Raw genomic sequence first — 14,358 nt, forward strand, 5'->3', positions numbered from 1 at the left:
ATCGCTGCTGTCAATGTCGTCTTGCCGTGGTCAACGTGGCCGATTGTGCCGATGTTCACGTGCGGTTTGTTACGTTCAAACTTTGCCTTAGCCATGATGGCCTCCTTGTTTTGTCTTGGGTGGCGAGGTTAACCCCGCCCTACGTGGGTGTGGGTAGGGCGGGGTTATCCCCGCCATCCCGATTAAGCGTATTTTGCCTGGATTTCTTCCGAGATGTTGCTTGGCACCGGATCATAATGGTCGAACTGCATCGTAAACTGCGCGCGGCCCGAAGACATGGAACGCAGAGTGTTGATGTAGCCGAACATGTTGGCCAGTGGCACCATGGCATCGATCACGATCGCGTTGCCGCGTGTGTCCTGGCCCTGCACCATACCGCGGCGCGATGTCAAATCGCCGATGATCCCGCCGGTGTGTTCTTCGGGTGTCACAACCTCGACCTTCATGATCGGTTCGAGCAATTTGGCACCAGCTTTGCGCATGCCTTCACGCATACACATACGGGCTGCGATTTCGAACGCCAGAATGGAGGAGTCAACATCGTGGAACTTACCATCAAGCAACTCGACCTTGAAGTCGATCACGGGGAAGCCCGCCAACGGACCTGAGTCCATTACCGAACGGATGCCCTTTTCGACGCCGGGGATATATTCCTTTGGAACGGCCCCACCAACGATCTTACTTTCGAACGAATAGCCTTCACCGGGTTCTGTTGGCATGATGCTCAACTTGACTTCACCAAACTGACCGGAACCGCCGGACTGTTTCTTGTGCGTGTAGGTATGCTCGACAGCGTGACCAATGGTTTCACGATATGCCACCTGTGGCGCACCAATGTTGGCTTCGACCTTGAATTCACGCTTCATGCGGTCAACGAGAATGTCGAGGTGCAATTCGCCCATGCCCTTCATGATCGTCTGGCCTGATTCAAGGTCAGTTTCCACGCGGAAGGATGGATCTTCGGCAGACAGACGCTGCAAGGCAAGACCCATCTTTTCCTGGTCGGCCTTTGTCTTTGGCTCGACCGCGATTTCGATCACCGGCTCTGGAAAGGTCATTGTTTCCAGAACAACCGGATCAGACGGATCACAGATCGTGTCGCCGGTTGTGGTGTTCTTCAGACCACCAAGCGCAATAATGTCGCCAGCCCAAGCTTCGTTGATCTCTTCGCGGTTGTTGGAGTGCATCATCATCATGCGGCCCACGCGCTCTTTGTTCCCCTTGGTGGAATTGAGCATGGTGTCACCCTTGGCCAGCTTACCGGAATAGATCCGGGTAAAGGTCAAAGAACCGACAAACGGGTCGTTCATGATTTTGAACGCAAGGCCAGAGAACGCCATGTCATCATCCGCGCGACGCGGGATATTACGGGTTTCCGTTTCGTCACCGGGTTTGAACCCCATGTAGTCGACAACGTCCAGCGGGCTTGGCAGATAATCAACAACTGCGTTCAACAGCGGCTGAACACCTTTGTTCTTGAAGGCAGAGCCGCCAAGGACAGGCACGAATGCCATGCTGAGGGTCGCCTTGCGGATCAATGCACGCAACGTCTCCACGTCGGGCTCATTGCCTTCAAGGTATTCCATCATTGCGTCGTCGTCCTGCTCAACAGCAGCTTCGACCAGCTTGTTGCGCCATTCGTCAGCAGTCGCCTTCAGGCTGTCGCGGATCGGGGCCTTGATCCAGGACGCGCCCAGATCTTCGCCCTGCCACAGCCACTCTTCCATAGTGACGAGATCAACCAAGCCTTCCAGCTCGTTTTCTGCGCCAATCGGGAAAGCGATCGGGATCGCGCGTGCGCCAGTACGGTCTTCGACCATGGCGACACACTTGAAGTAGTCGGCACCGATCTTGTCCATCTTGTTGACAAAAACCATGCGCGGCACTTTGTAGCGGTCAGCCTGACGCCAGACAGTTTCTGTCTGCGGCTCGACACCGGCGTTGGCGTCAAGAACACAAACAGCACCGTCAAGCACAGCCAAAGAGCGTTCAACTTCGATGGTGAAGTCAACGTGGCCGGGGGTGTCGATGATGTTCAGGCGGTGCTTTGGGCTGTCAGGCTCTGTGCCGTTTTCAGTGCGTTCCCAGAATGTGGTTGTCGCAGCGGACGTGATCGTGATGCCACGTTCCTGTTCCTGCTCCATCCAGTCCATGGTGGCCGCACCATCATGCACTTCGCCGATGTTGTGGGATTTGCCGGTGTAATACAGGATCCGCTCCGAGCAGGTGGTCTTGCCTGCGTCAATGTGAGCCATGATCCCGAAGTTACGATAAAGTTCGAGGGGGTAGTCGCGTGCCATATCAGGTACTTCCTCTTACCAGCGGTAGTGGCTGAACGCTTTGTTCGCGTCGGCCATCTTGTGGGTGTCTTCACGTTTCTTGACGGCTGTGCCGCGGCCGTTGACCGCATCAATCAGCTCGCCTGCAAGACGCTCTTCCATGGTATTTTCGTTGCGCTTTTTCGCAGCAGCGATCAGCCAGCGGATGGCCAGCGCTTCACGGCGCTCGGGACGGACTTCGACGGGCACCTGATAGGTCGCACCACCAACGCGGCGCGAACGCACCTCGACGGATGGTTTGATGTTATCAAGGCTCTCGTGAAATACTTCCACAGGGGACTTCTTCAGCTTGTCTTCAACGCGATCGAAAGCGTTGTAGACAATGCGTTCTGCAACGGCTTTCTTGCCGTCGATCATGAGGTTATTCATGAATTTTGTCAGAACAATATCGCCAAACTTTGCGTCTGGCAGAACTTCGCGTTTTTCAGCGGCGTGACGACGTGACATCTAATCTCTTCCTTACTTAGGACGCTTCGCGCCGTACTTCGAACGGCGTTGCTTACGGTCTTTGACACCTTGGGTATCAAGCACACCGCGCAGAATGTGGTAACGCACACCGGGCAAATCCTTTACACGGCCGCCGCGGATCAGAACCACTGAGTGTTCCTGAAGGTTGTGGCTTTCACCGGGGATGTAAGAGATGACCTCAAAACCATTGGTCAGGCGCACTTTGGCGACTTTCCGCATGGCCGAGTTCGGCTTTTTGGGCGTTGTTGTATAGACGCGCGTACAAACGCCGCGCTTCTGTGGGTAGCCTTCCATATGCTGCGACTTGGATCGTGTAACTTTTGGCTGGCGCGGCTTGCGGATCAGCTGCTGAATCGTTGGCATCGTGTGATGTTCCCATCTATTCACATGGTGCGTCCGGCAAACGCTTTAGGTTTCAGAAGTGCAAGTCCTCTTGGAAAAGCACAAAAATTCCGCAGTCGAACCCTTACCGGAGGTTCGGTGCGGTGGGTATTCAGAGGAACAAGACGATAAGGGTCCGGTTCTTGACTACTACAGCAATGATATCGGGACGATTGAGCGTTACCCCAGCCCGGATGAGCGGCGTATAGGGGGAGTCGCATATCCTGTCAACAGCTCCCGCGCGATGGCCCGTTGGCAACTGCGCCTGCCCCCATGAATGGCCCGCGTTTATGGCTGACACTTCCGCGTTATTGCCTAGCAAGCGACGGCTGCGGATACCAGACACGGGCCTCCAATCCCACATTATGATCACAATACCGGGGCACGAGCGGAGAATGCATATGAGGAACTTTGTCACTGGTGTCGCAGCCCTTGCCCTGTTGGGCGCCTGCGCCACCCCCAATCCGCCGACGGTCACGTCACGCGCCGTTGATCGCGCCTTTGACGGCGCGCTGGAAATCGCAAACCTGCCGATTGCACAAGTGGACGACCTGCCGACCGGCACTGTCACCTATGACGGCCAGATTGGTGCTGACGTCGAGGGCGACCAACTGGGCAGCGTGCTGGCAGACATGACAATGATCGTCGGTTTCGCCAGCAACGATATCAAAGGCGACGTGACCAACATCAACCTGATCGACCAAAACGGCGATCCGGACCAACGTTTTGACGGCACGTTGCTAATTTCCGGCATTGAATCAAACGGCAATCTGGACGCTGGCGCCAGTGGCCTGATCAGCGGTGTTGATGGGTCGGGACGCGCCGTGGAGTCCGACCTGAACCTTGATCTGGAGGGCACCGTGCGGAACGGGATGCGTGATGGCGACAGCGTCTATGGATCTGTGACAGGAGAGGCGCGTGGCGATCTTGACCTGACCTTTGATGGTGTCTTTTTCGGGAACAACTGATCGCGACCTGCCGCCATGCCCCAAAGGACCCGTGGGGGTCCGTCCCTGATGGCGCGCTTGACGGAAAATCAGGGGCCATCTGGCAGGCATAACCGTCGCATTGATATTTATCAATGTGATGGGTTGGCCGCGGTGGAATGTCATGTCAGCGTTTCGGCTTTGAACTGAGGCATCAGTTCAGGCCGAAATGCCCATGACATATCAACGCCGCTCAGCTTTTCCCGAAAAGCTGAGTTCAAAGTTTTGCGCGAAACGCCGCAGGTAGATCTTGGGTCAGGTCATTGCCAAAGAATATTGAATGACTCACAATGACAGGAGTGGCTTTTTGAGCGCTCAAATTTTCTTGGACACATTTGAAGTTATTGTACCTGAACGGGCTGGCGACTATCCAGTCGTTCCGATTGGATTTTTGAACGACGTCAACAAATCGATTACAGCCCAGGAGGTGCTGAATACATACGCGCGCTGGTGCTACCGCATCTTGTCCGGGCAACGGTGCGCGATCGCGTTCAAGAATGATGACGATGAAATTATCTTTCATTCATCACACGGGGAAAAAGGCACAGCGCAGGGCGAACGCTTTCCACTTGCCGGATCTGCCGCAGGGTACGTCATAGACCAAAGGCAGACGGTCTATGTTCCTGACTTGTCAAAGGCCGGGACAAAAGGGTGCGTTATGCTTCACAACCTTGGGTATCGTTCGCTCGCTATGTCCCCTCTGGCGACACATGGCAAATGCTTTGGCGTCATTACCGTAGGCTACCGCGACAGACCGGATCGCAACTCGGATGAATTTCAAATACTTGAGGTCATGGGCCAGTGTCTGGCACAGCAATTGCTGATTTCGGAGCAGATTGCAGAACTTTCCGAACAGGCAACGAGTGATGCCCTGACAGGCGTACGCAATCGGCATTTCCTTGACACGGCAGCGAAAGAAGTCTGGACCGACTGGAGAGAAAACAATACCGCTTTTGGTTTTGTATCGCTTGATATCGACCACTTCAAAGAGGTGAATGACAAACACGGGCACCTGATCGGGGATCAGGTACTCAAGGTTTTTACCCAGCGTCTGAACAGCCGCCTGCGGCAGTCGGATATCCTGACCCGGCTTGGCGGCGAAGAATTTGCAGTTTTGGCGCGGGGAACAAGAATGACCGACCTTCCCGACGTTGGCAGACGGTTGATAAAAGCGATCCGAAGCGCGCCATTCAAGATCGGGAACCAAAGGTTTGACGTGACCGCAAGTTTCGGCGTCGCGGGACCAACTGAATCCGATGCAAGCATTAAGGACGTGTTCAAACGCGCAGACGACGCGCTATATGCAGCCAAACGGGCTGGCAGAAACCGGATTTTTCATGCCGCCAATGGCACGCTGTCGGAAATAGAAACGGATCTGGTCTGACGCCTGTCGAGATGCGTTTGAATTGATCCGGAAGTAGAAAGGCCCGGACAGTTGGTGTCCGGGCCCTTTGAATTTTCTCGGTACCGATGATTACTCAGTACGACCTTCGGGGGTATCCACCATCAGATCGTCGTCACTGTCTGCATCTACGACATCGTTGGACATCTCCATCGGCGCAGCCAGCGCTGCGGCCTGTTCGGCCTCTTCCCGGCGGGCTTCGATCACTACGTTGTCACGATCAGCAGCGACGCGACGCATCTGCTGTGTTGCCCCACCTGTCCCGGCCGGGATCAGACGACCGACGATCACGTTCTCTTTGAGACCGATCAACTTGTCGCGCTTGCCCTGAACTGACGCTTCGGTCAGAACCCGCGTGGTTTCCTGGAACGATGCGGCAGAGATGAACGAACGGGTCTGCAACGATGCCTTGGTGATCCCCAACAAGATCGGCTCACCTGTCGCTGGGCGATCGCCCCGCGCAAGCGCCTTGGCGTTCGCTTCATCAAACTCGGCCTTATCGACGTTTTCGCCCTTCAGCAGAACTGTGTCACCACTGTCCTGAATCTCCCATTTCTGGAGCATCTGACGCACGATCACTTCGATGTGCTTGTCGTTGATCTTCACACCTTGCAGGCGATAAACGTCCTGCACCTCGTCGATCATATAGTCCGCAAGAGCCTCGACCCCCATAACCGCAAGAATATCGTGCGGCGCCGGGTTGCCGTCCATGATGTAGTCACCCTTCTGGACAAAGTCACCTTCTGCAACGGGGATGTGCTTGCCCTTGGGCACCATGTACTCGACCTTGATATCCGCATCATCAGATGACTCAATCGCGATACGGCGCTTATTCTTGTAGTCCTTGCCAAAGCGCACGTAACCATCGATTTCAGCGATGATCGCGTGGTCTTTCGGACGACGAGCTTCGAACAGTTCGGCCACACGCGGCAGACCACCGGTGATGTCCTTGGTCTTGGCGCCTTCACGCGGAATGCGCGCAACAACGTCACCGGCTTTGACTTCCTGCCCATCTTCGACAGACAGAACCGCGTCTACGGACATGCCGTAGGACACAGGGTTGCCATCGTCTTTCATGGCAGGTTCGCCGTCTGGACCAACAATGATGATCTTTGGTGCCAGCTCATTGCCTTTGGGTGCAGCACGCCAGTCGGCCACGATGCGCTGGGTCATGCCCGTTGCATCATCGGTGTCTTCTCGCACGGCAATCCCGTTGACCAGATCGACGTATTTCGCCGTACCCGACTTTTCGGCAATGATCGGCAGGGTGTATGGGTCCCATTCGAACATCTTGTCGCCACGCAGGATATCCTGACCGTCTTTGACAAAGACCTTCGAGCCATATCCAACCTTGTGGCTGGCAAGCTCGTTGCCGTCGCTATCTGTGATGGACAGGGTCATGTTCCGGCCCATGACAACCATTTCACCGGCTGCATTTTCCAACAATGATGCATTGTCGAACCGGACGAGACCAGGCTGTGACGCTTCCTGGAAGGACTGCTGGCCACCTTGAGCAACACCGCCGATGTGGAATGTCCGCATGGTCAGCTGTGTACCCGGTTCACCGATGGACTGTGCAGCGATGATGCCCACAGCTTCACCAATGTTGACGCGCGTACCGCGTGCAAGGTCACGACCATAGCACATGGCGCAAACGCCGTCCTCTGACTCACAGGTCAGCGGGCTGCGGATACGCATTTTGGCGATATTGGCGACATCAATCATGTCGGCCTTGCGTTCGTCGATCAACTCACCGGCTTCGACAATGATCTCGTCCGTACCCGGCTTGACCACATCATCAGCCGACACGCGGCCAAGGACACGCTCGGCCAAAGACGACACGACTTCACCGTCATTGACTGCCGCTTCGGCGGTAATCGCACGATCAGTCCCGCAGTCGGTGTCACGCACGATGCAATCCTGTGCGACGTCAACCAGACGCCGTGTCAGATAGCCAGAGTTCGCGGTCTTCAACGCCGTATCCGACAGACCCTTCCGGGCACCGTGGGTCGAGTTGAAGTATTCAAGAACGGTCAGACCTTCCTTGAAGTTCGAGATGATCGGCGTTTCGATGATTTCACCGTTCGGCTTGGCCATCAGGCCTCGCATGCCGCCCAACTGCTTCATCTGTGTCACCGAACCACGCGCACCCGAGTGGGCCATCATGTAAACCGAGTTTGGTTCACCTTCGGAACCATCCGCATCTTGCGGCGTGGTCGAGATAGTGCCCATCATCGCGTCGGTGACCTTATCGTTGGCCTTTGACCAGGCATCGACAACTTTGTTGTACTTTTCGCCCTGGGTAATCAGGCCGTCCATATACTGCTGTTCAAAGTCCTTCACCTGATCACGGGTCTCATCGACCAGTTCCCACTTGGTATCAGGGACAACCATATCGTCCTTGCCGAACGAAATACCCGCCTTGAACGCTTCGCGGAAGCCCATGGTCATGATCTGATCGCAGAAGATGACAGATTCTTTCTGGCCGCAGTAGCGGTAAACCGTATCGATGACCTGCTGCACTTCTTTCTTGCGCAGCAAGCGGTTGACCAAGGCAAACGGGGCTTTGGCATTCAGCGGCAGCAACGCACCCAGACGCAAGCGACCTGGCGTTGTTTCAAAGCGCTCGAGCACTTCGTTGCCTTCGTCGTCAATCTGCATCATGCGCGCGTTGATCCTGGCGTGCAGGTGCACTTCACCAGCGGTCAGTGCATGTTCAACTTCCTCGATGTTCGAGAACGACATGCCCTCGCCCTTCATGCCTTCGCGCATGATGGTCGTATAGTACAGACCAAGGATCATATCCTGTGATGGCACGATGATTGGCGCGCCGTTGGCGGGCGACAAGACGTTGTTCGTGGACATCATCAGAACGCGGGCTTCCAGCTGCGCCTCCAATGACAGCGGCACGTGAACAGCCATCTGGTCACCGTCAAAGTCAGCGTTGAACGCTGAACAGACCAGCGGGTGAAGCTGGATCGCCTTGCCCTCGATCAGGACCGGTTCAAACGCCTGAATACCCAAACGGTGCAACGTCGGCGCGCGGTTCAGCATGACAGGGTGTTCGCGGATCACCTCATCCAGAATATCCCACACTTCGGGGCGCTCTTTTTCGACCAGCTTTTTGGCTTGCTTCACTGTGGAAGACAGCCCCTTGGCTTCAAGACGCGAATAGATGAAGGGCTTGAACAGTTCGAGCGCCATCTTCTTGGGCAGACCGCACTGGTGCAGCTTGAGTTCCGGACCCGTCACAATGACCGAACGACCCGAGAAGTCGACGCGTTTCCCCAAAAGGTTCTGACGGAAACGCCCCTGCTTGCCCTTGAGCATGTCAGACAGCGATTTCAGCGGACGCTTGTTCGCACCCGTAATCACGCGACCACGACGGCCGTTATCGAACAGTGCATCGACAGATTCCTGCAACATCCGCTTTTCGTTACGGACAATGATATCAGGTGCGCGCAGTTCGATCAGACGCTTCAGGCGGTTGTTCCGGTTGATCACACGACGATAAAGATCGTTCAGGTCAGACGTCGCGAAACGGCCACCATCCAGCGGGACCAGCGGGCGCAATTCTGGCGGGATCACAGGGATCACTGTCAGAACCATCCATTCCGGGCGGTTGCCGGATTCAAGGAAGCTTTCGACGATCTTCAAACGCTTGATGATCTTCTTTGGCTTCAGTTCACCAGTGGCTTCTTTCAGGTCAGCGCGCAGTTGCTCCGCTTCTGATTCCAGATCAATCTGGGCCAGCATTTCGCGGATCGCTTCAGCACCGATGTTGGCCTGGAATGCGTCCATGCCATAAAGGTCTTGTGCGTCGTTGAATTCTTCCTCGGTCATCAACTGGCCATAGGTCAGGTCAGTCAGGCCGGGTTCGATTACAACGTAGTTTTCGAAATAAAGGATACGCTCCAGATCACGCAGGGTCATGTCCAGCATCAGGCCGATGCGGGATGGCAGCGACTTGAGGAACCAGATGTGCGCAACAGGGGCGGCCAGTTCGATGTGGCCCATCCGCTCGCGGCGCACCTTTTGCAGCGTGACTTCCACACCGCATTTTTCGCAGACAACGCCGCGATATTTCATGCGCTTATATTTGCCACACAGGCATTCGTAATCTTTGATCGGGCCAAAGATCCGCGCGCAGAACAGGCCATCACGCTCTGGCTTGAAGGTACGGTAGTTGATGGTCTCTGGCTTTTTAATCTCACCAAATGACCACGACAGGATCCGTTCGGGAGATGCGAGCGACACCTTGATTTCGTCAAACGTTTTTGCCGGTGTGAGCGGGTTAAACGGGTTGTTTGTCAGTTCCTGGTTCATCTTCAATTCCTTGAATTGGGGTGCTTTGTCAGAGGCGAGACCACGATTTTTCCAGAAAAATCGTGGCCCCAAGAATTTTTGGAGAAAATTCTTATTCCTCATCCTCCGCATCCAGGAGTTCCATATTGAGGCCGAGGCCCCGGACTTCTTTCACGAGCACGTTAAACGACTCCGGCACGCCGGCCTCGAAGTTGTCTTCGCCCTTGACGATGCTTTCATAGACTTTCGTCCGCCCCGCCACGTCATCCGACTTCACAGTCAGCATTTCCTGAAGGGTGTAAGCCGCGCCGTAAGCTTCCAATGCCCAGACTTCCATTTCCCCGAAACGCTGGCCACCGAACTGGGCTTTACCACCCAACGGCTGCTGCGTGACAAGGCTGTAAGGCCCGGTGGAACGTGCGTGGATCTTGTCGTCGACCAGATGGTGCAGCTTCAGCAGGTATTTCACACCCACCGTGACCTTGCGGCTGAACTGCTCACCTGTGCGGCCATCAAACAACACCGACTGGCCAGACGTATCAAAACCTGCACGTGTCAGTGCGTCATTCACATCCGCCTCTTTCGCGCCGTCAAAGACCGGTGTCGCAATCGGTACACCGCGCGTGACGTTGCCGGCAGCCTCGATCAGGTGCTCCTCATCCATGCCTGCAATGCCTTCGTCATAGACATTGTCGCCATAGACGATTTTCATCGCGTCGCGCACTGGCGTCAGATCACCGGAACGGCGGTACTCACCCAGAGCCTCGTCAATCTGGAGACCCAGACCGCGCGCGGCCCACCCCATGTGGGTTTCAAGGATCTGACCAACGTTCATCCGTGACGGCACGCCCAGTGGGTTCAGACAGAAATCCACCGGTGTCCCGTCCGCAAGGAAGGGCATGTCTTCCATTGGAACCACTTTGGAAATGACACCTTTGTTTCCGTGACGTCCAGCCATCTTGTCGCCGGGCTGCAGCTTGCGCTTCACAGCCACGAAGACCTTGACCATCTTCATCACGCCCGGTGGCAAATCGTCGCCGCGACGGACCTTTTCGACCTTGTCTTCGAACCGTGCATCCATGGCGCGCTTCTGAATTTCGTACTGTTCGTTCAGGGCTTCAACGACCTGAGCGTCAGCTTCATCCTTCAGGGCGATCTGCCACCACATGCCGCGGCTCATCTCGTCCAGCGCTTCTTCGGTCACCTCAGAGTTCGGCTTGAACCCTTTTGGACCTTTGACAGCGACTTTGCCGACGATCATGGACTTCAGACGCGCATAGATGTTCCGGTCAAGGATCACCAATTCGTCGTCACGGTCACGGGCAAGGCGTTCGACTTCTTCGCGCTCGATCTGCAACGCACGTTCGTCTTTTTCAACGCCGTGGCGGTTGAACACGCGCACTTCGACGATTGTCCCGAAATCACCCGGCGGCAAGCGCAGGGAGGTGTCACGCACGTCAGATGCCTTTTCACCAAAGATGGCGCGCAGCAGCTTTTCTTCCGGCGTCATCGGGCTTTCGCCCTTTGGTGTGATCTTCCCGACCAGAATGTCCGCCGGGCCAACTTCGGCACCGATGTAGACAATACCAGCTTCGTCAAGGTTGCGCAGGGCTTCCTCACCGACGTTCGGGATATCGCGTGTGATTTCCTCTGGCCCCAGCTTTGTATCACGGGCGGCGACTTCGAATTCCTCGATATGGATCGAAGTAAAGACATCGTCACGTGTGATCCGCTCGGAGATCAGGATACTATCTTCGTAGTTATAACCGTTCCAAGGCATGAACGCGACAACCACGTTTTTGCCCAAGGCCAGTTCGCCGATATCCGTTGATGGACCGTCCGCAATAACCTCGCCCTTCAGAACCGTGTCACCTACCTTCACCAGCGGACGCTGGTTGATACAGGTGTTCTGGTTGGAGCGCTGGAATTTGCGCATCCGGTAGATATCAACACCGGCATCACCAAGTTCCAGATCGTGGGTTGCACGCACAACGATACGCTGGGCATCAACCTGGTCGATAATCCCCTGACGTTTCGCCATGATCGCCGCACCTGAATCGCGCGCAACAACTTCTTCGATACCGGTCCCCACCAATGGGGCCTCGGCCTGCAAAAGTGGTACCGCCTGACGTTGCATGTTCGATCCCATCAGGGCCCGGTTCGCGTCGTCATTTTCAAGGAACGGGATCAGCGAGGCCGCAACGGACACAAGCTGTTTTGGCGACACGTCAATGAGGTCCACATTTTCGCGCGGAGACAGCGTGTAGTCGCCGTTCTTGCGTGTCGACACCAGTTCATTGTTGAACGACCCGTCTTCCTTCATGTTCGCGTTGGCCTGCGCCACAGTATGACGCATTTCCTCGGTCGCAGACATGTAGCTGACTTCGTCAGTCACCTTGCCATCTGTGACCTTGCGATAAGGCGTTTCGATAAAGCCGTACTTGTTCACCCGCGCAAAGGTGGCGAGCGAGTTGATCAGACCAATGTTTGGCCCTTCCGGCGTTTCAATCGGACACATGCGGCCATAGTGGGTCGGGTGCACGTCGCGCACCTCAAACCCGGCACGTTCGCGGGTCAGACCGCCGGGCCCAAGTGCAGACAAGCGGCGCTTGTGCGTGACTTCGGACAGCGGGTTGGTTTGGTCCATGAACTGCGACAACTGGCTTGAACCAAAGAATTCACGCACAGCTGCGGCAGCAGGTTTTGCGTTGATCAGGTCCTGCGGCATCACCGTGTCGATTTCGACAGATGACATGCGTTCCTTGATCGCACGCTCCATCCGCAACAGACCGACACGGTACTGGTTTTCCATCAGTTCGCCGACGGACCGCACACGACGGTTTCCAAGGTGGTCGATATCGTCGATATCGCCCTTCCCGTCACGCAATTCGACCAGCGCCTTGATACAAGCGACGATGTCTTCCTTGCGCAGGGTACGCATGGTGTCTTCGGCGTCCAGATCCAGACGCATGTTCATTTTCACACGGCCCACGGCGGACAGGTCATAGCGCTCTGAATCAAAGAACAGCGTGTCAAACAGGGCCGACGCGGAATCCACGGTCGGCGGCTCACCCGGACGCATGACGCGATAGATATCCATGAGCGCAGTTTCGCGGTTCATGTTCTTGTCAGACGCCATCGTGTTGCGCATGTAAGCGCCCACGGTCACGTTATCGATATCCAGCACGGGGATCGTCGTGATGCCCGCATCAACAAGATCCTTGAGCGTGCCGCCAATGACGTCACCTTCTTTGTCAAGCTCAACAGTCAACTCGTCGCCGGCTTCGACGTAAATCGCACCGTTTTCTTCGTTGATGATGTCCTGCGCCACGAATTTGCCAATGATCTGCTCGTAGGGAACAAGCAGGTCGGTCACGGACCCTTCGTCAATCAGCTTCTTGACCGCACGTGGCGTTACCTTTTCGCCAGCCTTGGCGATCACTTCGCCCGTCTTTGCATCAACCAGATCAAAGGCAGGGCGGGTGCCGCGCACGCGCTCGGGGAAAAACTTGGTCTGCCAGGCGTTCGCCTTTTTGTCCAAGCTGTATTCGACCGTGTTGTAATAGGCATTCATGATGCCTTCCTGGTCAAGACCCAGCGCGTAAAGCAGGGTTGTGACAGGCAGCTTGCGGCGGCGGTCAATCCGGCAGAACACAAGATCCTTGGCGTCGAATTCAAAGTCGAGCCAGCTGCCGCGGTATGGGATGATGCGGCACGCAAAGAGGAGCTTGCCTGAAGAGTGGGTCTTGCCCTTGTCGTGGTCAAAGAACACGCCTGGCGAACGGTGCATCTGGGACACGATCACACGCTCGGTGCCATTGACGACGAAGGTGCCGTTTGGCGTCATCAAAGGCATGTCGCCCATGAATACGTCTTGCTCTTTGATGTCCTTCACGGACTTCGCGCCGGTATCTTCGTCTACATCAAACACGATCAAACGCAGCGTCACCTTCAGCGGCGCGCTGTAGGTCATGTCACGTTGCTGACACTCCTCAACGTCGTATTTCGGCTTTTCCAACTCGTACTTGACGAATTCAAGCACAGCGGTCTCGTTGAAATCCTTGATCGGAAAGACGGATTGGAAAACACCTTTGATGCCTTCGCCGTCAAGCGGTGTGTCGCTGTCGCCGGAGCGCAGGAACAGATCATAAGAGGATTTCTGAACCTCGATGAGGTTCGGCATTTCAAGCACTTCACGGATTTTGCCGTAGTACTTACGCAGGCGTTTCTGACCAAGGAAAGTAGAAGCCATGTGCGATGTCACCTTTTGTTTGTCTCTCGAATGATGCACCGCCCGGGCCGCGATGCCTCACCCATTTGACCGGGGGTTTGTTGTCTATTCGTGGCTGCCGTCCCACCGGCACCCTCCCGACATTCAAACCTACCCAAGGGGTCGGTCAGCAATTGGCCGACCTCTAAGACAGGTTTGGCTGGGCCCGCTTTTGTGCGAGCCCAGCCGTATTTAAGGGGCGAAATC

Annotated in this window: 9 protein-coding genes; 2 read left to right on the top strand and 7 right to left on the bottom strand. The window is 55.7% G+C overall.

Annotation, left to right across the window (positions count from 1 at the left end):
- The 4 genes from C8N45_RS18195 to rpsL form a co-directional block, all read right to left on the bottom strand.
- Positions 1-95: GTP-binding protein (locus C8N45_RS18195; RefSeq protein WP_018590913.1), on the bottom strand; the 95-nt coding region annotated here is incomplete at its 3' end.
- Between the two features lie 87 nt (positions 96-182).
- A complete protein-coding gene (gene fusA, locus C8N45_RS18200; protein ID WP_108387686.1) occupies positions 183-2,300 on the bottom strand; it encodes an elongation factor G in 2,118 nt (705 codons plus the stop codon).
- 15 nt (positions 2,301-2,315) lie between these two features.
- A complete protein-coding gene (gene rpsG, locus C8N45_RS18205) occupies positions 2,316-2,786 on the bottom strand; it encodes a 30S ribosomal protein S7 (RefSeq protein WP_108387687.1) in 471 nt (156 codons plus the stop codon).
- A 12-nt stretch (positions 2,787-2,798) separates the two neighbouring features.
- Entirely contained in the window at positions 2,799-3,170 is a 372-nt protein-coding gene (gene rpsL / locus C8N45_RS18210; protein WP_108387688.1) for a 30S ribosomal protein S12, read from the bottom strand.
- A gap of 419 nt (positions 3,171-3,589) precedes the next feature.
- On the opposite strand from rpsL, the gene C8N45_RS18215 reads away from it, so the two are divergent.
- Positions 3,590-4,156, top strand: a complete 567-nt coding sequence (locus C8N45_RS18215) for a hypothetical protein (protein ID WP_108387689.1) — start codon at positions 3,590-3,592, stop codon at positions 4,154-4,156.
- Positions 4,157-4,391: 235 nt separating this feature from the next.
- Here the strand turns inward: C8N45_RS18215 and C8N45_RS23780 are convergent, their stop codons facing one another.
- On the bottom strand, positions 4,392-4,697 hold the full coding sequence (locus C8N45_RS23780) for a hypothetical protein (RefSeq protein ID WP_245882751.1): 306 nt from the start codon (positions 4,695-4,697) through the stop codon (positions 4,392-4,394).
- On the opposite strand from C8N45_RS23780, the gene C8N45_RS18220 reads away from it, so the two are divergent.
- Entirely contained in the window at positions 4,602-5,558 is a 957-nt protein-coding gene (locus tag C8N45_RS18220) for a sensor domain-containing diguanylate cyclase (RefSeq protein ID WP_245882749.1), read from the top strand. The two genes, C8N45_RS23780 and C8N45_RS18220, sit on opposite strands and share 96 nt — an antisense overlap.
- 90 nt (positions 5,559-5,648) lie before the next feature.
- Here the strand turns inward: C8N45_RS18220 and rpoC are convergent, their stop codons facing one another.
- Entirely contained in the window at positions 5,649-9,902 is a 4,254-nt protein-coding gene (gene rpoC, locus C8N45_RS18225) for a DNA-directed RNA polymerase subunit beta' (protein WP_108387829.1), read from the bottom strand.
- A gap of 91 nt (positions 9,903-9,993) precedes the next feature.
- On the bottom strand, positions 9,994-14,133 hold the full coding sequence (gene rpoB, locus C8N45_RS18230; protein ID WP_108387691.1) for a DNA-directed RNA polymerase subunit beta: 4,140 nt from the start codon (positions 14,131-14,133) through the stop codon (positions 9,994-9,996).
- Positions 14,134-14,358 lie beyond the last annotated feature (225 nt).

It is taken from the genome of Yoonia sediminilitoris (assembly GCF_003058085.1).
In the GTDB taxonomy this organism is placed as follows: Bacteria; Pseudomonadota; Alphaproteobacteria; order Rhodobacterales; family Rhodobacteraceae; genus Yoonia; species Yoonia sediminilitoris.